This is a genomic window from Pseudonocardia sp. P-1 (genome assembly GCF_058111925.1).
The window spans coordinates 3,771,289-3,792,204 of sequence record NZ_CM176614.1 but is presented as its reverse complement, the minus strand read 5'-3'; the positions used below and the strand labels follow the sequence as shown (position 1 = coordinate 3,792,204).

Sequence of the window (20,916 nt, the reverse complement as noted above, 5' to 3'; positions counted from 1 at the left end):
CGGACCGCCACAACGACACCGGCCGCGCACCCGCGGGGAGGCGGGGGCGCGGCCGGTGCGCGAGTCACTTGCCGAGCTTGCGGCGCTGCACCCGGGTCTTGCGCAGCAGCTTGCGGTGCTTCTTCTTCGACATCCGCTTGCGGCGCTTCTTGATGACCGAGCCCATGTGGGTGCTCCTCCTGTGTCGACGCAGATCGTCAGCGACCGCTCCACCGGGTGACCTCGGAGTGGGCCGCCCGCACGATCCGTGCACGTGGACACGAGGCGCGGGCCGGGCGACGCCCGCCGGAGCGGGGCGACGACGCGATGCGACCGGTGGGGGTCGGCAGCCGGTTCACCAGTCTACCCGGGCGTACCGGCCTTCACCCCACCGGGGATCAGCCCGCGTCGAAGTAGGCGTTGCGCAGGTAGTCCTCGACCGCGCGCTGCGGCACGCGGAACGAACGACCGACCCGCGCGGCGGGCAGCTCGCCGGAGTGGACGAGCCGGTACACGGTCATCTTCGAGACGCGCATCATCGACGCGACCTCGGCCACCGTCAGGAACTGGACCTGGGACGGCCGTAGGGGCTCGGGACGTTCCGCCGCCATGGGGCACCGCCTTCCTCCCCCGAGACGGGTTCCCCGGTTCGCCCGGTGGTGGGGGATGCAGGTGCAGTCTACCGGGGCGGATGTGACGATCGGTCCGCCAGAGGGGGCCCGATCGTGCTACAGCACGGCGCGTCCGTGTGACTTTGCGTCATACGATGAGCTGAACGAGGTACCGGCGGCCCGGGTCAGCCGCGACCGAGCGCCACCGAGCGGTCGTGCGCCGCGGCGACCGCGTCGGCCAGGGCCGCACGCAGCCCGTGCCGCTCCAGCTCGCGCAGGGCGGCCGCCGTCGTCCCGGCCGGCGAGGTGACGTTCTCCCGCAGCACCGCGGGGTGCTCGCCGGTCTCGCGCAGCATCCGCGCGGCACCGAGCGCGGTCTGCACGGTCAGCTCGGTCGCGTCGGGGCGGGTCAGGCCCAGCCCGACGCCCGCCTCGATCATCGCCTCGGCGACGAGGAAGAAGTACGCGGGCCCGGAGCCGGACAGCGCGGTCGCGGCGTCCTGCTTCGCCTCGTCCAGGCGCAGCACCGCGCCGACGGTGGACAGCAGTGCCTCGGTCTCGTCGAGGTGCGCGGGGGTCGCGTGCGCACCCGGGGAGATCGCGCACATCGCCGCGCCGAGCAGCATCGGGGTGTTCGGCATGACCCGCACGACCGGCGTGCCGTCGGGCAGGGCGCCCTCGAACAGCGAGGTCGGCAGGCCCGCGCACAGCGACACGACGAGCGCGCCCGGCTCCAGCGCCCCGGCGACCTCGCCGAGCAGCGTGACGACGTCCTGCGGCTTGACGGCGACGACGACCGTCCCGGCCCCGCGCACCGCCTCGTCGACCGGGGCCGCGGTGACCCCCAGCGACGCGGTCAGCTCCTGCGCCCGCGCCGGGTACCGCTCGGCGACCACCAGGTCACCGGCGTCCCGTCCGGCCGCCAGCAGCCCGCCGAGCAGCGCCTCGCCGATCCGTCCCCCGCCCAGTACCGCGATCCTCGTCATGGGGGCAGCGTAGGAACCCCTCAGCGGGCCAGCGGGGCCAGGGCGAGCTGGCGGGCCTGGCAGACGGTGCGGCCGCGCGCGTCGACGACGGTGACGTCCTCGTCGAACTGCGCGCTCGACACCCCGCCGCCGGCGGGCGGGCTCGACACCGCACGCGAGCGGGACCCGACCCGCAGCCAGCCCGGGGCGGGTCGGGCCCGCAGCAGCGCGGTGAGCTGCACCGTCGGCGCCCAGCCGAACGTCCCGCCGAGGTTGAACACGGTCGGGGGCAGGATGTCGCCGGCCATCAGCGCGAACAACACGTCCGGCTCCTCGCCGCGCGGGCGGACCCAGCCGGTCATCTCCGGCGGCCCGGTCTCGCCGCGCAGGAACGGCAGCGCGCCGCGCGGGTAGCGCAGCTCGCAGGCGGCGGCCAGGCCGCGCGCGCCGCCCTCGGCCGACGCCGGGTCGAGCGCGTCCGGGTCCGGTTCGACGGCGAGCGCGGAGCCGTCGTCCAGGCGTGGGGCCTCGGTCGGCAGCACGCCGGCGGTGACGGTGGAGTGCAGCATGAGCCTGCCCTCCTGGTGCAGCCGCACGGCGACCGTGGACACCGTCCGCCCGACCTTGAGCGGGTCGGTCGTGATCTCGACCGGGCCCAGGTCGGGCGCGCGCAGGAAGTCCACGGCGACGGCCAGCGGGTCGGGCGCGGGGGCGTCGTCGGCCGCGAGGCGGGCCAGCCCGGACTTGGCCATGAGGACCATCAGCAGGCCGCCGAAGGCCTTGTCCCCGATCGCCCAGGTCCCGTCGAGCCGGGCGCGGAACCGGCCGTCCCCGAGGTGCTCGATCACGTGCGAGTCGGCGAAGGGCCGGACCGTCGTACTGCTCATGCGGGCATGTTACCCACGGGTAGGGGCGGCGGCGGACATCGTCGGGGTGAGGTGCAGCCGGGCGAACAGCAGCGACTCGGCGAGCAGTGCCGTGCGCTCCTGCCGGGTCCGGCAGCGCCGGGTCGACACCTCCAGGACGACGGTGCCGCCGTCCGCGGCGAACCGGGAGTCGGCCAGGCGCTGGCACACCTCGGCGCACGGCTGCGCCCCGCGGCCGGGGACCAGGTGCTCGTCGCGCGGGGCACCGGAGCCGTCGGTGAGGTGCAGGTGGGTGAGCCGGTCCCCCATCCGCCCGGCGAGGTCGAGGGCGTCGACGCCGGCCGCGGCGGTGTGCGACAGGTCCAGGGTGTAGGCGCCGAACCCGACCTCGGTCGGGTCGTGGCCGAGCGCGTAGGGCACGGTTCTGATCGCGCCGCGGGTCACCGGGAACATGTTCTCGACCGGGAGCGTGACGTCGTGGAACTCGCGGGCGCGGGCGACCTCGTCGGCGAAGACCCCGGCGTAGCGGCGCTGCCAGCGGAACGGCGGGTGCACCACCACGGTGCGTGCGCCGAGCCGGGCCGCGACCTCGACGGTACGGCGCAACCGGTGCACCGGATCGGCCCCCCAGACGCGCTGGGTGACGGCCAGGCAGGGGGCGTGCACGGCGAGGATCGGCACCCCGTGGCGGTGCGCGAGGCGCTCGACCGCACGCGGGTCCTGGCTGACCGGGTCGGTCCAGATCATGAGCTCGACGCCGTCGTAGCCCAGCTCACCGGCGATCTCGAACCCGGCGGCGACGCCCTCCGGGTAGACCGAGGCCGTGGACAGCGCGACGGGTGCCGCCCCGGGCAGGTCGGCGGTGGACGGGCGCGACGGTGTCACGAATCGTCGAGTCGTCACACCGTCGCTCATCGTTACCGGTCCAACAACACCAGGATCGCCGGGGACACGGTCAGCAGCAGCCCGACGAGCACCGCGAACAACGTGGTCCTCAGGTCGTCGTTGCGCAGCAGGGCCCGCACGCCGAGCACGAGCCCGACGGTCAGCACGACCGCGAGCGACAGCGCCACGATCGGCAGCGAGGTCCACAGGTAGCGGAACAGCACCCAGATCGCCGCACCGGCGACGGCGCCGCCGATCCACTGGGCGATGACGACCGCCCAGGCCTGGCCGGTTCCGGCCGCACCGGCCGGGGTGTCGCCGTCGAGGCCCGCGGGCGGCTGCGCACCGCTGTCGGTGACGGCACCGCGGCGTCCGGAGCGGCGACGCGGGGGCTCGTCCTCCTCGACGGCGCCGGCGGCGAGCTCGCCGTGGTCCTCGTAGTCGTCGTAGTCGTCGTCCTGCGGGCGCTCGGGGGCGAGCACGCCGGTGCGGCCACCGTCGGCGGAGCCGGGTCCGTCGTCGTACCCGGCGGGGCCGTGGCGGTCGTCGTAGCGGGGGTCGGCGTCGTAGCCCCGACCCTCGTGGCCCCGGTCGTCACGGCCCAGGTCGTCGTCACCCTGCCGGTCGTCGTAGTCGTCGGTGTACGGGTCGTAGGCGCCGGTCGGCGGGCCCGCGTCGGCCGGATGCGGACGAGGGCCGTCGTGCTCGTCGTCCAGCGGCGGGGCGCCGAACTGGGTGGGCGGGCCGCCGTCGTCGTCGGCCGTGGGGGCCGGGCGGCGGGCGCCGAGCCGGCTGGTGGGGATCTCGTCGGGGCCGTCGTCGGCCGCGCCGGGCGGGGGGCCGTACGGGCCGCCCGGGCGCGGGGCGTCGCGGGGACCCCAGGCCTGGGTGGCGGGGCCGTCGTCGTGACCGTAGGGGCGGCCGTTCGGCGGGCCCTGCGGCTCGGGCGGGAGCGGACGGGCCTGCGGGGCCGGGCCGGGACCCGCGGACCACTGACCGGGGGGCGGGCCCTGCGGCCTGCGGGGCGGGGCACCGTTCGGGGCGCCACCGAAGGCCGTGGCCCCGTGGGGCGCAGCACCGTTCGGGCTGCCGCCGTTCGGGCTGCCACCGTTCGGGCTGCCGCCGTTCGGAGCGCCGCCGTGGGGGCACCACCGTTCGGGGCGTTGCCGTTCGGCACGAACGGCTCCGGTGCGCGCCCGGCCTGCCCCTCGGAGGGGTCGGGGCGGCGCGCGGGCGGGAACGAGGGGTGCTCGACGGGGGGCGGGCCGTCGCCGCCGCGCGGGGCGAACCCGCCCGCGCCCTCGGGCGGGCGGACACGGTCGGCGACCGCGGGGCGTCGCGGCGGGGCCGCCACGTCCGTCCGCGCGGGTGCCGCGGGCGACGGGGCGCCGGGCCCTTCGTCGTCCTCCGCGGCGCGACGACGGCGGCGTCGTCCGGGCTGCTGGCCGCCGTTGGCGGCCAGGAGCTCCGCGACCGTCCGCTGGCGAGGCTCTCCGCTGTCCACACTCATCACGACCACCGTGCCCTGTGTGTTGTCAAGGGTCCAAGCCCGCCCGGGGATGTCTGCGCCGAGCGGTCGTCCCCGTTCGTCCCATCGAGCATGTCGAAGCGCCGGAGGATCACTCCCTCGCGCAACGCCCACGGACAGATCTCGAGTTCGGTCACGCCGAGGGCGTCCATCGCGGCCTGCGCGACGACCGCCCCGGCGACGAGCTGGTGCGCCCGGCTGGCGCTCACACCGTCGAGCTCGGCGAGGTCGGGACCCGACATCCGGGTGATGAACGCCGACAGCTGGCGCAGGCCCTGCGCGGTCAGCGTGCGGCGGGCGCCCGGCCCGGCGCTGGACGGCGCGGCACCGGCGAGCCGGGCCAGCGTCCGGAAGGTCTTGGAGGTGCCGACGGCCCGGTCCGGGCGCCCCGCGGCACGCAGCCGTCCGGCGACGGGGGCGATCTCGTCGCGGACGCGCTCGGTCAGCACGGCGACCTCCGCCCGCGACGGCGGGTCGGAGGTGAACGCCTCGCGGGTCAGCCGGCCCGCACCCAGCGGCACCGACGCGGCGACGTCGGGGGTCTCGTCGCGCCCGACGGCCAGCTCCAGCGAGCCGCCGCCGATGTCGAGCACGAGCAGCCGCCCGGCCGACCAGCCGCACCAGCGGCGGACGGCGAGGAAGGTCCAGCGGGCCTCGTCCTCGCCGGGCAGGACCTCCAGCGCCACCCCGGTCTCGCGCTGCACCCGGGCGAGGAACTCGGCGGAGTTCGTCGCGTCGCGCAGCGCGGACGTGGCGAACGCCAGGAGGTCGTCGCAGCCGGCGGCCCGGGCGGTGTCCCGGGCCCGGTGCACGCTCTCCAGCAGCGCCTTCACGCCGTCGCGGCCCAGCGCTCCCCTGCGGTCGAGGTGCTCGGCCAGGCGCAGCTGGTCCTTCTCCGACGACATGGGCTTCGGGTGAGCACCGCGGTGGGCGTCCACCACCAGGAGGTGAACGGTGTTGGACCCCACGTCGAGAACGGCCAGGCGCACCCGATCAGGTTACCGAGCCGTTATCGACGGTCGGGCAACCCCTGGCTCACACGTCGAACTTGTAGCCGAGCCCGCGCACCGTGACCAGGTGCTTGGGCGTCGAGGGGTCGCCCTCGACCTTGGACCGCAGCCGCTTGACGTGCACGTCGAGGGTCTTGGTGTCGCCGACGTAGTCCGCGCCCCACACCCGGTCGATCAGCTGGGCGCGGGTGAGCACCCGCCCGACGTTGCGCAGCAGGTACTCCAGCAGGTCGAACTCCTTGAGCGGGAGCGCGACCTCGTCGCCGTTGACCGACACGACGTGCCGCTCGACGTCCATCCGCACCGGCCCGGCCTCCAGCACACCGGTGCCGCCCTCGGTCTCGCCGCCGGTCTCGCCCCCGCGGCGCAGCACCGCGCGGACGCGGGCGATGAGCTCGCGCGCCGAGTAGGGCTTGGTGACGTAGTCGTCGGCGCCGAGCTCCAGCCCGACGACCTTGTCGATCTCGCTGTCGCGGGCGGTCACCATGATCACCGGCACGGCGGAGCGGGAACGCAGCGCCTTGCAGACGTCGGTACCGCTCATGCCGGGCAGCATCAGGTCCAGCAGCACGATGTCGGCGCCGTTGCGGTCGAACTCGCTCAGCGCGTCGTTGCCGTTGGCCGCGACGGCGGTGGTGAACCCCTCCTTGCGCAGCATGAACGCGAGCGGGTCGGCGAAGGACTCCTCGTCCTCGACGATCAGCACCCTGGTCATCTCATCCTCCGGTTCCGGCGGTCTGGGGGGAGCTGCCGGCGGCAGCCTCACCGTGGGGGGCGCCGCCGATGCCCATCCGGGCGGGCAGGCGCATGGTGAAGGTCGATCCGGTGCCGGGACGGCTCCACAGCCGCACCTCGCCACCGTGGTTGGCGCAGACGTGCTTGACGATCGCCAGGCCGAGACCGGTGCCGCCGGTGGCCCGCGAGCGGGCCGGGTCGACCCGGAAGAAGCGCTCGAAGACCCGCTGCTGGTGCTCGGGGGCGATGCCGATGCCGCGGTCGGTCACCGCGATCTCGATCGAGCCGTCGACCGAGCGGCGGCTCACCGACACCGACGAGTCCGCCGCGGAGTAGGCGATCGCGTTCTCCAGCAGGTTCGTCAGCGCGGTGACGAGCAGCGTGCGGTCGCCGTCGACGACCAGCCCCGAGGTCTCGTCGGCGGTGATCTCGACGGCGTGCGACTCGGCGGAGGTGCGGCTGCGGGCCAGCGCCTCGGAGACGATCTCGTCGACGTCGACGGCGGCCAGCGCGGGGAGCCGTTCGGCGCCGGTCAGCCGGGACAGCGCGATCAGCTCCGAGACCAGGTTCCCCATCCGGGTGGCCTCGCGCAGCAGCTTGTCGCCGAACCGGCGGACCTCACGGACGGCGTCGGGGTCGGGCTCGCCGCCGTCGGCGGGCTCCAGGCCGTCGAGGCTGTCGAGCAGGGCCTCGGCCAGCAGCGCGACCGCGCCGACCGGGGTCTTGAGTTCGTGCGAGACGTTGGCGACGAAGTCGCGCCGGGTCGCCTCCAGCCGGGCCACCTCGGAGGTGTCGACGGCCTCGACCAGCGCGAAGCCGTCGCCGAGGGAGCGGACCCTGGCCTGCACCGCGACCGGGCCGCGGGGCGTCCGGTCCAGCGGCGAGAGGTCGACGGTGTAGTCGCCGGAGGCGAGCAGCCGGTCCCTGCCCTGCACGCGCCGGCAGGCGGCGAGCGCGCGCGGGTCGAGCCGCTCACCGGCGACGGCGCCGAGCGCGGCGGCCCGCGGGTTGTGCAGGAGCACCTCACCGCCGGCCCCGACCACGGCGAGCCCGGAGCTCGACTGGCGGAACGTGCGGTGCAGCAGCTCGCCGAGGGTGGGTCCATCGGCGGCCACGGGGTCCGCCGGGGGGCGGCCGGTGCCGGGGCTGGGTCGGCCGTGCGACGGCCGTCGCGCCAGTGCGGCCCCGGCGGTGAGACCGAGGAGCAGGGCGAGGGCCGTGATCAGCCACGCGAGCGTGGTCACGGGTGCATGGTAGGCAGCCGGGGGTACCCTCTGACCAGCGCAGGACACCGGATGGTGACGCCCGCGACCCCTCCGCGCGACACTGTTCGGTCCCCGTTCACCGTGGGTTCAGCGAACCCCTACCCCACCCGACCCGGGGTGCTCCCAGGGTCACTCTCGTAGCGCTCTAAGCCACGAAAGTGACCCTGGGGACATCCCCGGGGGTGCAGCTGGCGGGGGCGGTGGGGTCAGCGACCCTGGTTCGCCACCCCGGCGATGGCCTCCTGCGCCGCGGCCGGGTCGAGGTAGCGCCCGCCCGGGTTCGTCGGCGTCAGGTCGTCGTCGAGGTCGTAGACCAGCGGGATGCCGGTGGGGATGTTCAGGCCGGCGATGTCGGCGTCGGAGATGCCGTCGAGGTACTTCACCAGCGCGCGCAGCGAGTTGCCGTGCGCGGCGAGCAGCACGACCTTCCCTTCGCGCAGGTCCGGCACCACGGCCTCGGTCCAGTAGGGCAGGAACCGGTCGACGACGTCGGCCAGGCACTCGGTCAGCGGGGCGTCGACGCCGGCGTAGCGCGGGTCGGCGTCCTGGGAGAACTCCGAGCCCTTCTCGATCGCGGGCGGCGGGGTGTCGTAGGAGCGGCGCCAGAGCATGAACTGCTCCTCGCCGTACTGCTCCAGGGTCTGCTTCTTGTCCTTGCCCTGCAGCGCGCCGTAGTGGCGCTCGTTGAGGCGCCAGTCGCGCTTGACCGGGATCCAGTGCCGGTCGGCGGCGTCGAGGGCGATGTTCGCGGTGGAGATGGCCCGGCGCAGCAGCGAGGTGTGCACGACGTCGGGCGCGACGCCCGCCTCGGCCAGCAGCTCGCCGCCCCGGCGGGCCTCCGCCTCGCCCTGGGAGGAGAGCGGCACGTCCACCCAGCCGGTGAACAGGTTCTTCGCGTTCCAGTCGCTCTGACCGTGACGCAGCAGTACGAGGGTCGGCATGGCGGACAGCCTGCCACCTACCCGCGGGAGAGGTCGGCGAGCACCGCCCCGAACGTGTCCACCAGCACGTCCACCTCGTCGTGGGTGACCACCAGCGGCGGGGACAGCCGCACGGTCACGCCGTGGGTCTCCTTGGCCAGCACCCCCCGCCGGGCGAGTGCGACGCACACGTCGCGGCCGGTGCCGATCCGCGGGTCGACGTCGACGCCGGACCACAGCCCCACCCCGCGCACGGCGGTGAGCCCGGGCAGCGCGCGCAGCCGCCCGTCCAGGTGCGCGCCGAGCTCACGGGCCCGCGCCTGGTACTCCCCCGTCGCCAGCAGCGCGCACACCGCGGACCCGACGGCGGCGGCGAGCGGGTTGCCGCCGAAGGTGGAGCCGTGCTCGCCGAGGCGCAGCACGCCGAGCACGTCGCGCCGCCCGACGACGGCGCTGACCGGCACGATCCCACCGCCGAGCGCCTTGCCGAGGGTGTAGAGGTCGGCGCGCACCCCCGACAGGTCGGTGCACAGCGTGGCCCCGGCCCGGCCGAGCCCGGACTGGATCTCGTCGCAGACCAGCAGCACGCCCCGCCGCTGGGTGAGCTCGCGGACCGCGCGCAGGTAACCGGGTGGCGGCACGAGCACCCCGGCCTCGCCCTGGACCGGTTCGAGCAGCACCGCGACGGTGTCGTCGGTGAGCGCGGCGGCCAGCGCGTCGGCGTCGCCGTAGGGGACGCGGTCGAAGCCGGGGGTGAACGGGCCGAAGTCGTCGCGGGCGACCGGGTCGTCGGAGAAGGAGACCACCGTCGTCGTGCGGCCGTGGAAGTTCCCCCCGGCGACGACGATCCGCGCCGTCCCCGGCCGCACGCCCTTCACCCGGTACCCCCAGGCGCGGGCGACCTTCACCGCGGACTCGACGGCCTCCGCGCCGGTGTTCATCGGCAGGACGGCCTCGGTGCCGGTCAGCGCGGCGAGGTCGCGCTGGAACGCCGGCAGCCGGTCGTTGTGGAACGCCCGCGCGGTCAGGGTGAGCGTGTCGAGCTGGGCGTGCGCGGCCGCGGTGAGCGCGGGGTGGCGGTGCCCGAAGTTGAGCGCGGAGTAGCCCGCCAGCGCGTCGAGGTAGCGGACGCCGTCGACGTCGGTGACCCAGGCGCCGTCGCCGTGGGACAGCACGACCGGCAACGGCGCGTAGTTCCGTACGCCGAACTCCTCGGCGAGGGCGATCTGCGGGTCGGTGCCCGGGACCACGGCGGTCACGACCGCAGCTCCAGCGTGGCGCACTTGATCCCGCCGCCGCCCCGGCGCAGCTCCGAGGTGTCGACGCCGACGGTGCCGAACCCGCGCTCGGCCAGGTCGGCGGCGAACTTCTCGGCCTGGGGCGCGTGGACGACGGTGCGCCCGTCGGAGAAGCAGTTCAGGCCCAGCACCGCCGCGTCGTCGTCGGAGACGACCACCGCGTCGGGGAAGCGGAACCGCAGCACCTCCTGGGAGGCGTCGTCGAACGCGCCGGGCAGGTAGGCGACCGCGCCCGGCCCGCCGGCCGGGTCGAGCACCGCGAACGCGGTGTCGAGGTGGTAGTAACGCGGGTCGACCAGCTGCAGGGACACGACCTCGCGGCCGAACACCTCCGCGGCCTCGGCGTGCCCGCGCGGGTCGGTGCGGAACCCGGTGCCGGCGTAGACGGTGTCGCCGACGAGCAGCAGGTCGCCTTCGCCCTCGTTGACGTGGCGGGCCTCGTGCACGGCGAACCCGGCGGCCCGGAACCACGCGCCGTACGCAGGCCCCTCGGCGGCGCGCTCGGTGTGCCGGAACCGGGCGGTGAGCGCGGTCCCGTCGATCACGGTGCCGCCGTTGGCGGCGTAGACCATGTCCGGGTACCCGGGCAGCGGGTCGACGAGCCGGACGTCGAACCCGAGGTCGCGGTAGACCGCGTGCAGGGTCTCCCACTGCGCCAGCGCGAGCCGGGTGTCGGTCGCCTGCTCCGGACGCATCCAGGGGTTGATCCGGTAGCTCACCGTGAAGTGCTCGGGGCGGCACATCAGCACAGAGGTCATGGGCACAGCATGGCGCGCCTACCCCGTGCGTTTCTCGGCTTCGGGCGCACGATCTGCGCGTGCCGTCCCGGTTCGGCGCTGGTTCCGCGCGCTCCGGTCTAGCATCCGGCGTCGTGGACGGGATCGACGCGATCGACCGCAGACTGCTGGACCTCCTCCGGGTCGACGGGCGGGCCGGCTGGGCCGAGCTGGGCGAGCGGGTGGGCCTGTCGGCGTCGGCGGTGCGACGCCGGGTGGACCGGCTGACCACCCGCGGCGTGGTGCGGGGCTTCACCGTGCAGGTGGACCCCGACGTCGAGCAGGGCCCGGGCGTGGAGGCCTACGTCGAGCTGTTCTGCCGCGGCACGGTGGCCCCGGCCGAGCTGCAGCGGATGCTGTCGGCGGTGCCCGAGGTCGTCACGGCGGGGACGGTCACCGGGGAGGCCGACGCACTGGTCCTGCTGCGCTCGCGCGACGTGCGGTCCCTGGAGGACGCTCTGGAGCGGCTGCGGCTCGCGGCCAACGTCGACCACACCCGCTCGGCCGTGGTACTGACCTGGCTGGTGACTCGTTGAACTCTCACGGGACACCGCGTACCGTAGTCGATTGAGAGTTCAACCAAAGGAGCAGCCGTGCCCGTCCAGCGACTCAACCACGCCGTCCTCTACGTCCGCGACGTCCCGCGCAGCGTCGGCTTCTACCGCGACACCCTCGGCTTCCGCCCGGTCGTCGAGCTCCCGGGCGGGCGCGGCGCGTTCCTGCAGGCCGAGGGCTCGACCAACGACCACGACCTCGCCCTGTTCGGGATCGGCGCGCAGGCCGGGGCCTCGCAGGCGGGCCGCGGGACCGTCGGGCTCTACCACCTGGCGTGGGAGGTCGACACGCTCGGCGAGCTCGCCCGGATCGGCGAGCGGCTGCAGGCGGCCGGGGCGCTGGTCGGCGCCTCCGACCACGGCACGACCAAGGCGCTCTACGCGAAGGACCCCGACGGTCTGGAGTTCGAGGTGTGCTGGCTGGTCCCGGCGGCCCTGATCGACGGCGACGACCACGACATGCGCATCGAGCCGCTCGACATCGCGGCCGAGATCGCCCGCTACGGCGCGGACACCCGCGGCGGGATCGGCGTCTCGGTCCCGGCCTGAGCCCGTCTCAGCCGGGCTCGTTGAGGTCCACCCGGTAACCCGAGCGGGACGAGAACCGGGCGGTGACCGAGAACCGGTCGCCGCGGACCAGGGTGTGCCGCCACTCCACGGGGCGCCCGGCGGACAGGCCGAGCCGCTCGATCGACAGGGCGGCGACGCCCTCGTCGATGCCGAGCAGCTCCCGCTCGCCGCGCCCGGGCAGCACGGCCCGGATGTTCTCCATGCCGCCGTCGACGCGGATCCCGCAGCGGCGCCGGTACTCGGGGTAGATGCCGGTGTGGGTGAAGTCGACGTCGAGCAGCGGCGCCGCCAGCTCCTCGGGCAGCCACACCCGGTCGACGGCGAGCGGCTCGGCGTCGGCGAGACGCAGCCGCTCCAGGTGCACCAGCGGCGTGGACTCCTCCAGCCCCATCCGGGCCGCGACCACGCCGTCGGCGCGGACCTCGAAGGTCCGCACCACGCTGCGCTGGGTGCGCCCGGCGGACTCGACCGCCACGTAGAGCGAGTACGGCTCGTCGAGCGGCTGCTCGATCTCCGAGCGCACGGTCGGGCGGGCGACCCGCCCCCGCCCGGCGACGACGGCGCCGTCGTCCCGCAGCCGGCGCAGCGCCTCGCGCACGGTGTGCCTGCTGACCCCGTAGTCGGCGGCCAGCGCGAACTCGCCGGGCAGCGCCTCGTCGAACTCGCCGTCGGACAGCCGGCGGCGCAGGTCCGCCAACAGCTGCTGCCACAGCGGCATGGCCCCGTTGCGGACCAGTGCTCGCGCCGTCATCGCCCCACCCCCTCGCGCGTGATCACCGTAGGCGAGCGCCGTGGGGTCACCGCACGGCAGCCCGCGCGCGACGCCGGGTGAGCAGCACGCCGACACCCACGACGCCGGCCGCGATGAGCGCGGTCATGCCCAGCTCGAAGCGCGAGCCCTCGCGGGTGGCCATGTAGACGAGCACCACCGGGATCACGACGATCACCGCCCAGGTGAGCACCGGGTAGCCCCACATCCGCACCGGCATCGCGACGCCGTCGCGCTCCAGCACCCGGCGCATCCGCAGCTGGGACACCGCGATGACCAGGTAGACCAGCAGTGCGATCGCGCCGGAGGTCGCGAGCAGCGCGGCGAAGACCTCCTCCGGGAAGGCGTAGTTCGCGATCACCGCGACGAACCCGACCAGCGTCGACCCGAGCACCGCGAACCGCGGCACGCCCTGCCCGGTGGTCCGGTTGACCAGGTCCGGGGCCTGCCCGCGGCGACCGAGGGAGAACAGCATCCGCGACGCCGTGTACAGCGCCGAGTTCAGGCAGCTGGCGACGGCGACGAGCACCACGACGTCGACGATCAGCTTGGCCGACGGGACGCCCAGCGCCTCCAGGGCCGCCTGGTAGGAGCCGACCTCGGGCAGCCGCGGGTCGTTCCACGGCACGATCGCGACGACGAGCAGGATCGAGGCCAGGTAGAACACCGCGATCCGCCAGATCACCGAGCGGGTGGCCCGGCCGATCCCGCGGGCCGGGTCGCCGGACTCCGCGGCCGCGATTGTGACGATCTCGGTGCCCATGAAACTGAACATCGTCACCAGCACCGCGGCGACCACCGCGCCCGGCCCGTTCGGCAGGAACCCGCCCTCGGACACCAGCCGGGACAGCCCCGACACCGACGAGTCGTCGCCGACGAAGCCGGGCAACAGGCCCAGCACCGCGAGCACCCCGACGACGATGAACGCGATGATCGCGACCACCTTGAGGAGTGCGAACCAGAACTCGAACTCGCCGTAGTTGGCGACGGAGAACAGGTTGGTCACCGTCAGCAGCACGGTGACGGCCAGCGCCCAGCCCCACTGCGGCACCCCCGGCAGCCACGAGTTGAGGATGCCCGCGGCCGCGGTGGCCTCCACCGGGATCACGAGGACCCAGAACCACCAGTACAGCCAGCCGACGGTGAACCCGGCCCACGGCCCGATCGCCCGGTCGGCGTAGGTGGAGAACGAGCCGGAGTCCGGCTGCGCGGCCGCCATCTCGCCGAGCATCCGCATCACCAGCACGACCAGCGTCCCGGCGAAGAGGTAGGCCAGCAGCACCGCGGGGCCCGCGGTGGCGATCGCGCTGCCGGAGCCGATGAACAGCCCGGCGCCGATCACCCCGGCGATGCTGATCATCGTGACGTGCCGGTCGCGCAGCCCCGCCTTCAGCTCGCCACCGGCCTCCGTCCGGTTCGCGGTCTCCGTTATGGCGCCTCCCCTCCTCGGTGCCACAGCCGGCGGCGGCCGGTGCGTTGCGCAATGGTCACCCGGGCGTCGCCCGTTGTCACACCCCGGGCCGCGTCCGGGGGGCTGCGCCTAGCCTGGGCGGCATGGGATTCAGCGTGCAGCTGCGCGAGTCGACGGCCGCGACCTGGGACGCGGCGGTCGGACACCGGTTCGTCGACGAGCTGTGGTCCGGCAGCCTGGACCGCGGCGTGCTGCGGCACTACCTGGAGCAGGACCTGCAGTTCGTCGACTCGTTCCTCGCGCTGCTCGGCGCCGCCGTCGCGACGGCCGACCGGCCCGGCCCGCGGGTCCGGCTGGCCCGTCAGCTGGGGCTGGTCGCGGGCCCGGAGAACGACTACTTCGAGCGCTCGCTCGGTGAGCTGGACGGGAACACCGAGCCGGAGCGGACCGCGCCGACCGTCGGGTTCGTCGACCTGATGGACTCCGCGCGCGACGCCGGGTACGCCGAGACGCTGGCCGTGCTGGTCGTCGCCGAGTGGCTGTACCTGGACTGGGCGACACGGCCGGGCGCCACCACCCCCGACGACCGGATCTCCCGTGAGTGGATCGAGCTGCACCGCGGCGTCGAGTTCGAGGAGTGGGTCGCGTTCCTGCGCGACGAGCTCGACCGCGCCGCCGACCGCCTCGACCCCACCCACCGGGAGCGGGTGGCGGCGCTGTTCGTGCGCGCGGTGGACCTGGAGCTGGCGTTCTTCGACGCCGCCTACCCCGGCTGAAGGCCGACGACGGCCTTCACGACCTGGGCCCGGGCGACCACGACGCCGTCGCAGACGGCCGTCACCGCGGTGAACGCGGACCGGCCGGTGCGCCGGTCGAGCGTTCCGCGGAACGCGACCTCCCGGCCCCGCGGGGCCTGCGCGGGCAGCGTGACCGCGGTGGACACCGACACCGCGTGCTCGGCCTCGGTGAGGTGCGGCAGGGCCGCGAGCAGCGCGGCCACCTCCAGCCCGACGGCCAGCGCACCGGCGTGCGCACCGCCGTCGGCGAGCTCGTCGACGGTGAACGCGACCCCGGCGGCCGGGTCGGCGTCGTCGAGCAGCCGGGCGCCCAGCGCGGCCTGCAGCGGGACGGCGAGGACGAGCGCGGCCCGGCGGGCCAGTGCCGGGCCGGTCAGCAGCGGTGCGGTCACGGGCCGAGTGTGCGCCCCGCGGGTGGCCGGGCGTCGACGTCCGGATGACGATCCGGGGCCGGTGGCTGCGAGGATCGCCGGCATGGGAGGCAACCGGCGGGCGGTGGTGGTCGGCGCCGGGATCGCGGGCCTGAGCTGCGCGGTCCGGCTGCGGGAGCGGGGCTGGTCGGTGCGGGTGCTGGCCGACGCACCGGTGGAGGCGTCGACGTCGCACCTGGCCGCGGCCGTGTGGTTCCCGACCCGCGCCGGGCCGCGGGACAAGCTCCTCGACTGGGGCCGGCGCACCTTCACCGAGCTGGCCCGACAGGCCGCCGACGGCGTCCCCGGCGTCGTGATGCGGGAGTCGCTGACCCTCTACCGGACCGAGCCGGAACCGCAGTGGTGGGCCGACGCCGTCGGCGGGGCCCGCCCGGCCCGGCCCGGCGAGCTGCCACCCGGCTACGCCCACGGCCTGCGTTTCGCGGTGCCGCTGGTCGAGATGCCGGTGCACCTGCCCTGGCTGGCCGCCGAGGCCGGGCGCCGCGGGATCGTCCTGGAACGCCGCCGCGTCAGCTCGCTCGACGAGGCCGGCCGGGACGCCGACCTCGTCGTGCACTGCTCCGGGATGGGCGCGCGCACACTGGTCGGTGACACCGCGGTGACCCCGGTGCGGGGACAGATCGTGCGCGTCACCAACCCCGGCCTGACGATGTCGGTCCGCGACGAGGCGCACCCCGGCGGACGCGCGTACGTGCACCCCCGCGCGCACGACTGCGTCCTCGGCGGCACCCTCGACGACGGCGTCTGGGACGCGACGCCGGACCCGGCCGCCGGCGAGGCGATCCTGCGACGCTGCCGCGACATCGTCCCCGCCCTGGGTGACGCCGAGGTCCTGGAGCACCTCGCGGGCCTGCGCCCGGCCCGCCCGGAGGTGCGGCTGGAGGCCGAGCCCGCCACCGCGACCCGGCCGCGGGTGATCCACGACTACGGGCACGGCGGTTCCGGCATCACCCTGTCCTGGGGCTGCGCCGGCGACGTCGCGGACCTCGCCGACGCCCCCTGACCCGGTCAGGACATCCGCGGCTGCCCGTTCGACGCGGACAGCCCGCCGTCGACGGGCAGGTTGACCCCGGTGACGAACCGCGCGTCGGGCCCGGCGAGGAAGGCGATCACGTCGGCGACCTCGGCGGGGTCGCCGCCGCGGCCCATCGGGATGCGGTCGGCGAAGCGGGCCATCAGGTCCTCGTCGCCGGTCATGCCCTCGGTCATCTCCGTGTGGGTCAGCGACGGGCTGACCGCGTTGACCCGGACCCCCTCGCCGCCGTGGTCGAGCGCCATCGCCCGGGTGAGGTTGACGACGGCGCCCTTCGCCGAGTTGTAGGCGACGTTCGCCCAGTCCCCGCCCAGCCCGGACACCGAGGTCACGTTCACGATCGACCCCCGGGTCGTGCGCAGGTGCGGCACCGCGGCGCGGGAGGCGAAGAAGACCCCGTCGACGTCGACGGCGTGCACGAACCGCCACTGTTCGGTCGAGGTCTGCTCCGCGGTGCCCGGCCGGGCGACAGCGGCGTTGTTGACCAGCGTGTCCAGCCGCCCGAAGCCGGACGCGACCTCGTCGACGAGGTGGGTGATCGCCTCCTCGTCGGACGAGTCGGCGACCAGCACGTGCATCCGTTCGGCGACCGCCGGGTCGGCGCCGGCCACCACGTCGTCGAGCTTCTCCTTCGTCCGCCCGGTCAGCACGACCGTGGCCCCGTCCGCCGCGAACCGCCGCGCGGTGGCGGCGCCGATGCCCGAGCCCGCTCCGGTGACGATCGCGACCGTGCCGTCCTTCGTTCCCATGATCGGCGGGTACCCGGGGTGGGCTCACACGATGCAGAAGTCGTTGCCCTCCGGGTCGGCCATCCACAGGTGGTCCACATGTGGAGAACCCGGGGACAGGTGCTCCTCGACGACCCGGGCGCCGAGCGCGCACAGCCGTCGTGCTTCCGCCGCCAGGCGCTCGCCGCGCAGCTCGGCGGGCAGATGCCGGCCGCCGGAGACCTGCAGGTCCGGGTGCAACCGGTTCTTCACCGTGCGGGGCTCGTCGACCCGCAGGAACGAGATCCGCGGGCCCGCGCCGTCCGGGTCGCTGATCGCGGCGACGTCACCCCACTCGTCGGCGGGCACCTCGTGGTGGACCATCCACGCCTCCCAGCTCTCGAACCCGGTCGGCGGAGGGGCGGGGGCGTAGCCGAGCGCGGCACTCCAGAACTCCGCGAGCAGGCGTGCGTCGGCACAGTCGACGGTGATCGTCCAGGGGGTCGCCATGGGTGGAGGCTACGGCCGGGCCCCGACCGTTCCGCGGTGGCGCGGGTCGCGCCGACGCCCGGTCACGGGGTAACTTTCCGCATCCGATCACCCGGTGCACCGGTGGAGGGCGAGTGGACGGACAATCGCCCGGCAACGGAGTGCGACGGCTGAGCCTGCGCATGGGGTCGGCAGCCGACGTCGAACGGTTCGCCGCGGAGTTCTACGCAGGCGCGGTCGTACGGCCGGTGGGCGACGGCCGCGACTTCGAAATGGGGAACGAGACCGTCGCCGCCCCGGGGTTCTCGCTGAGCGATCTGTGGGTCACCGCCGAGATCGACGCGACGGTCGACCCGGTCGAGAACGCCTTCATGATCGACCTGGTGCAGGGCGGACGCATGCGCCTGGACACCGAGGCGTACGGCACCGTGCTGCTGCAGCCCGGCAACGTCGGCGTGCTCCCGCCCGAGGGCCGCTTCCGGGACCTCGCCGAGGACATCGACCTCGACGTCGTCGCCCTCGACACAGCGGCCCTGACCCGCTGGGCCGGGCAGGTGCACGGCGTCGCGGTCGACCGGGTGCGACTGTCCGGGATCATCCCGCTGAGCGGGGCGCACGCGCGGCGCTGGGCCACGACCGTGGTGCACGTGCGCGACCGGGTGCTCGGCAACCCGATGCTGCTGGACGGGTCCGTCGCCCTCGACGAGGCGTTCGGGCTGCTGGCCTCGCGGTTCCTGGAGACGTTCCCGAACACCGTGCTCGACGAGGCCGGCCGGCGCGGGAGCGCACGCACCCCGGCCCTGCCCTCCCGTCTGGTCCGCAGCGTGACCGAGCACCTGCGCACCCACGCGCACCGGCCGTTCGACCCCGCTGAGCTGGCCCGGCTGACCGGGGGCCCGGCCCGGGCCGCCGTCGCCGGGCTGCGGCGGGCCGGGACGGACCCGGCCGCCGTGCTGTGGCGGGCCCGGCTCGACGGTGTGCGTGCCGCGCTGCGCGACGCGGGTCCGGCGGTGCCGGTGGACCTGGTCGCCGGCCGGTGGGGATTCGTCCGGCCGGCCCTGTTCCGGACGGCCTACGCCCGGGCCTTCGGCGAGACCCCGGAGGACACCGCGGCCGGCTGAGGGCACCACGCACACCGGCGGCAGCACCCTCGGCGGGGCCTACGGCTCCGCCGACCCCTCGGACGCGGGCTCCGGTACCCCGTCCGCGGTGGCGGGATCCCGTACCCCGGACCGGGCCGAGGGGGCGGGCTCGCGTCGGGCGCCGGCCCCCCGGCCACCGGCCCACACCCCGGCCCGCCCGACGAGTCGGCCGACCGGTCCCTCCAGCGGACCGCGCCGGAACCGGCTCCGCCAGACCGTGGCGAACACGGCGTAGCAGGCGATCTCGGCGACGAAGGCCGGCACCGAGTCCGTCCGCGCGTACGGGGAGATCAGGTACAGCACGTGGGTGCAGTACAGGGTCAGCGTCATCGACCCCATGGCGGCCGGCGGCGCCGTCACCACCGCCACCACGTGCCCGGCCCGGCCCGGCAGCCCCGCCGCGACGCACAGCACACCGACGACGGCGACGGCGATCCCGGACGACTGCACGACCTGCGGGGTGGTGCCGGTGTGCGGGCCGAGCACGGCCAGCCACCACCAGCTGTCGGTGGGCACGACCCCTCCCGCGCCCACGGACAGCAGCTCCGACACCGGGTCCTCGGTACCCAGCGGCAGTGCGAGCAGCCCGGACAGACCCCCGAGCGGGTGCAGCAGCAGCCACGACGCCCACCAGGCGGCGGCCGCGGCGGCGGTGCCTGCGGCGACGAGACGCAACGCCACCCGTCGCGACGACAGGTCCAGCCGCCCGACGACGAGTCCGACGCAGACGTAGGCGAACCACGTCGCGACCGGGTAGTTGCCGGTCAGGAACACCTCGCGCAGCGCTGTGAGCGGCTCGGTGGCGACCGACACGAACGACGGATCGGTCCCCAGCGGGGCGGGCAGGTGCGTGCGGGCCAGGTGGCTCACCACCGGCATCACGCAGGCGGAGGCGACCCCGACGGCGAGCACCACGCGGGTCGGCAGCAGTACGAGCGGCACGGCCAGGACGAACAGCACGCCGTAGAACACCAGGATGACGCCGGGGCTGCGGTCGGTGTCGAACGAGCCCAGTGCCAGGCCGATCAGGCAGACCAGCACGGCGCGGGTGCCGAGCCGGGCCGCCGCGACCCGGGCGGCGCGGGCCCCGGTGACGCGGGCGCGGCCGGTCGTGAAGGCGACGGCGGCCCCGGCGAGGACGGCGAACAGCGGCGCGGCCCGCCCGGCGAGCACGCTCTGGACCGGTGAGGCGGCGCCGTCCGGGCCGGACTCGGAGAACAGGTGCACCGCGATCATCCCGATCAGCGCGAGGCCGCGGGCGGCGTCCACCGCCACGACCCGCCCCGGCGGCGGCGCCGGGTCCGGGCCACGCCGCCGGGAGGTGGTCGTCGTCCCCATGGGCCGGGGCTCGCGCGTCACCGCGACGGCGTTAGCCGCGCCGGGGCCGCTCCCGGACACGGCGGGACGAAGGTCCCGCCGGGACCGGGCCGGAAGTCCCGGGGCCACCGGCCGGTGGCGCGCGATGGTGATCCCGCCCCGTGCGACGCCCGGCGTCCCGGGCACCGGTCCCCTCCCGGAAGGCACACGATGCCCCGACCGCTGCGTGCCCTGCTCGCCCTCGCCCTGGCCCTGCTCGCCGCCGCCGGGTGCTCCACCACCGTCGACCGCTCCGAGGTCGCCGCCCGCGCCGCCGCGGAGGCCGACGCCGCGGACGCCGACGGCCCCGCGGGGCCTGCGGGGCACGCCCCGGTCGCCGGCGGCTTCGGACGGCCGCACACCTTCCCCGGCGGCAGCGTCGTCGACGTGTCCCCGCCGCGCGGCGGGGGCCCCGGGGGCGCGGGCGCGCGCACGGCGACGGTCACCGTGACCCTGACCAACCCGACCGGGTCGCCCGCCGACCTCACCGGGCTGGACGTCGGCGCCACCGCCGACGGCGCCGAGCTGACCGCGCACGCCGAGGAGAGCACACCGGAGGTGCGGCTGCCGCCGGGCGGCACCGCCCGCTTCGACCTGGTCTTCCCCCTGACCCCCGCGCCCGTGCGGGAGTTCGTCGTGACCGTCACACTCACCGCCGTCGACGCCGAGGGCGAGGACGTCGAGGGGTCGGACCACGCGGCGGGCGCGAGCGTGACCTTCGAGGCGGCGGTCTGACCGGCGGGCCCGGCCCGCACCCACAGACGACGGAACGGCGCCGCCCCCGCATCGCTGCAGGTCACGGCGCCGTCCCGGCCGTTC

24 protein-coding genes are annotated in these 20,916 nt (G+C 75.4%); 6 read left to right on the top strand and 18 right to left on the bottom strand.

Annotation, left to right across the window (positions count from 1 at the left end):
* Positions 1-64: 64 nt before the first annotated feature.
* The 12 genes from AC0GKK_RS18655 to ddaH form a co-directional block, all read right to left on the bottom strand.
* Positions 65-166 (bottom strand): 30S ribosomal protein bS22, encoded by a 102-nt coding sequence (locus AC0GKK_RS18655; RefSeq protein WP_010241351.1) that lies wholly within the window; start codon positions 164-166, stop codon positions 65-67.
* Positions 167-377: 211 nt separating this feature from the next.
* The gene (locus tag AC0GKK_RS18650) at positions 378-590 is read right to left on the bottom strand and encodes a helix-turn-helix domain-containing protein (RefSeq protein WP_062398062.1); all 213 of its coding nucleotides are present in this window, start codon (positions 588-590) and stop codon (positions 378-380) included.
* 185 nt (positions 591-775) lie between these two features.
* Positions 776-1,576, bottom strand: coding sequence for a pyrroline-5-carboxylate reductase (gene proC / locus AC0GKK_RS18645; RefSeq protein ID WP_208818935.1), 801 nt, complete (start codon positions 1,574-1,576; stop codon positions 776-778).
* 20 nt (positions 1,577-1,596) lie between these two features.
* Positions 1,597-2,442, bottom strand: a complete 846-nt coding sequence (locus tag AC0GKK_RS18640; protein ID WP_251786748.1) for a thioesterase family protein — start codon at positions 2,440-2,442, stop codon at positions 1,597-1,599.
* A gap of 9 nt (positions 2,443-2,451) precedes the next feature.
* Entirely contained in the window at positions 2,452-3,276 is an 825-nt protein-coding gene (locus AC0GKK_RS18635; RefSeq protein WP_350590870.1) for a sugar phosphate isomerase/epimerase family protein, read from the bottom strand.
* Positions 3,277-3,338: 62 nt separating this feature from the next.
* On the bottom strand, positions 3,339-3,788 hold the full coding sequence (locus tag AC0GKK_RS18630) for an Rv0497 family membrane protein (protein ID WP_489882219.1): 450 nt from the start codon (positions 3,786-3,788) through the stop codon (positions 3,339-3,341).
* 1,027 nt (positions 3,789-4,815) lie between these two features.
* Positions 4,816-5,823 (bottom strand): Ppx/GppA family phosphatase, encoded by a 1,008-nt coding sequence (locus AC0GKK_RS18625; protein ID WP_489882218.1) that lies wholly within the window; start codon positions 5,821-5,823, stop codon positions 4,816-4,818.
* Between the two features lie 46 nt (positions 5,824-5,869).
* A complete protein-coding gene (locus AC0GKK_RS18620) occupies positions 5,870-6,559 on the bottom strand; it encodes a response regulator transcription factor (protein ID WP_062398072.1) in 690 nt (229 codons plus the stop codon).
* A gap of 1 nt (position 6,560) precedes the next feature.
* Positions 6,561-7,823, bottom strand: coding sequence for a sensor histidine kinase (locus AC0GKK_RS18615; RefSeq protein ID WP_489882217.1), 1,263 nt, complete (start codon positions 7,821-7,823; stop codon positions 6,561-6,563).
* A 227-nt stretch (positions 7,824-8,050) separates the two neighbouring features.
* On the bottom strand, positions 8,051-8,785 hold the full coding sequence (locus tag AC0GKK_RS18610) for a phosphoglyceromutase (RefSeq protein WP_167409998.1): 735 nt from the start codon (positions 8,783-8,785) through the stop codon (positions 8,051-8,053).
* A gap of 17 nt (positions 8,786-8,802) precedes the next feature.
* On the bottom strand, positions 8,803-10,023 hold the full coding sequence (gene rocD, locus AC0GKK_RS18605) for an ornithine--oxo-acid transaminase (RefSeq protein ID WP_489882216.1): 1,221 nt from the start codon (positions 10,021-10,023) through the stop codon (positions 8,803-8,805).
* Complete coding sequence (ddaH, locus tag AC0GKK_RS18600; protein WP_345640373.1) at positions 10,020-10,820, bottom strand: dimethylargininase; 801 nt, start codon at positions 10,818-10,820, stop codon at positions 10,020-10,022. The genes rocD and ddaH overlap by 4 nt, the downstream gene beginning before the upstream one ends.
* A gap of 122 nt (positions 10,821-10,942) precedes the next feature.
* Here ddaH and AC0GKK_RS18595 point away from each other — a divergent pair, with 122 nt between their 5' ends.
* Both AC0GKK_RS18595 and AC0GKK_RS18590 read left to right on the top strand, forming a co-directional pair.
* The gene (locus AC0GKK_RS18595; protein ID WP_345640492.1) at positions 10,943-11,374 is read left to right on the top strand and encodes an Lrp/AsnC family transcriptional regulator; all 432 of its coding nucleotides are present in this window, start codon (positions 10,943-10,945) and stop codon (positions 11,372-11,374) included.
* Positions 11,375-11,431: 57 nt separating this feature from the next.
* Positions 11,432-11,941 (top strand): VOC family protein, encoded by a 510-nt coding sequence (locus AC0GKK_RS18590; protein WP_100878790.1) that lies wholly within the window; start codon positions 11,432-11,434, stop codon positions 11,939-11,941.
* Between the two features lie 7 nt (positions 11,942-11,948).
* On the opposite strand, the gene AC0GKK_RS18585 is transcribed toward AC0GKK_RS18590, so the two are convergent.
* Positions 11,949-12,713 carry a GntR family transcriptional regulator gene (locus AC0GKK_RS18585; RefSeq protein ID WP_345640370.1) on the bottom strand — a complete coding sequence of 255 codons (765 nt, stop codon included), beginning with the start codon at positions 12,711-12,713 and terminating at the stop codon, positions 11,949-11,951.
* Between the two features lie 46 nt (positions 12,714-12,759).
* Positions 12,760-14,091, bottom strand: a complete 1,332-nt coding sequence (locus AC0GKK_RS18580) for an amino acid permease (protein WP_489882215.1) — start codon at positions 14,089-14,091, stop codon at positions 12,760-12,762.
* A 194-nt stretch (positions 14,092-14,285) separates the two neighbouring features.
* On the opposite strand from AC0GKK_RS18580, the gene AC0GKK_RS18575 reads away from it, so the two are divergent.
* The gene (locus AC0GKK_RS18575; RefSeq protein WP_100878791.1) at positions 14,286-14,918 is read left to right on the top strand and encodes a TenA family protein; all 633 of its coding nucleotides are present in this window, start codon (positions 14,286-14,288) and stop codon (positions 14,916-14,918) included.
* Here AC0GKK_RS18575 and AC0GKK_RS18570 read toward each other — a convergent pair.
* Complete coding sequence (locus AC0GKK_RS18570; RefSeq protein ID WP_489882214.1) at positions 14,906-15,331, bottom strand: PaaI family thioesterase; 426 nt, start codon at positions 15,329-15,331, stop codon at positions 14,906-14,908. The two genes, AC0GKK_RS18575 and AC0GKK_RS18570, sit on opposite strands and share 13 nt — an antisense overlap.
* An 82-nt stretch (positions 15,332-15,413) precedes the next feature.
* On the opposite strand from AC0GKK_RS18570, the gene AC0GKK_RS18565 reads away from it, so the two are divergent.
* Positions 15,414-16,373 carry an FAD-dependent oxidoreductase gene (locus AC0GKK_RS18565; RefSeq protein WP_489882213.1) on the top strand — a complete coding sequence of 320 codons (960 nt, stop codon included), beginning with the start codon at positions 15,414-15,416 and terminating at the stop codon, positions 16,371-16,373.
* A 5-nt stretch (positions 16,374-16,378) separates the two neighbouring features.
* On the opposite strand, the gene budC is transcribed toward AC0GKK_RS18565, so the two are convergent.
* Both budC and AC0GKK_RS18555 read right to left on the bottom strand, forming a co-directional pair.
* Positions 16,379-17,152 (bottom strand): meso-2,3-butanediol dehydrogenase, encoded by a 774-nt coding sequence (budC, locus tag AC0GKK_RS18560; RefSeq protein WP_489882212.1) that lies wholly within the window; start codon positions 17,150-17,152, stop codon positions 16,379-16,381.
* Between the two features lie 24 nt (positions 17,153-17,176).
* Positions 17,177-17,620 (bottom strand): VOC family protein, encoded by a 444-nt coding sequence (locus tag AC0GKK_RS18555; protein ID WP_100878794.1) that lies wholly within the window; start codon positions 17,618-17,620, stop codon positions 17,177-17,179.
* A gap of 161 nt (positions 17,621-17,781) precedes the next feature.
* Here AC0GKK_RS18555 and AC0GKK_RS18550 point away from each other — a divergent pair, with 161 nt between their 5' ends.
* Complete coding sequence (locus tag AC0GKK_RS18550; RefSeq protein WP_489882211.1) at positions 17,782-18,720, top strand: helix-turn-helix domain-containing protein; 939 nt, start codon at positions 17,782-17,784, stop codon at positions 18,718-18,720.
* Between the two features lie 39 nt (positions 18,721-18,759).
* Here the strand turns inward: AC0GKK_RS18550 and AC0GKK_RS18545 are convergent, their stop codons facing one another.
* Positions 18,760-20,079: a heparan-alpha-glucosaminide N-acetyltransferase domain-containing protein gene (locus AC0GKK_RS18545; RefSeq protein ID WP_489882210.1), complete on the bottom strand. Its 1,320-nt coding sequence runs from the start codon at positions 20,077-20,079 to the stop codon at positions 18,760-18,762.
* Positions 20,080-20,268: 189 nt separating this feature from the next.
* Between AC0GKK_RS18545 and AC0GKK_RS18540 the strand changes: the two genes are divergently transcribed.
* The gene (locus AC0GKK_RS18540) at positions 20,269-20,832 is read left to right on the top strand and encodes an LEA/WHy family protein (RefSeq protein ID WP_482638439.1); all 564 of its coding nucleotides are present in this window, start codon (positions 20,269-20,271) and stop codon (positions 20,830-20,832) included.
* The last annotated feature ends 84 nt before the right edge of the window (positions 20,833-20,916 follow it).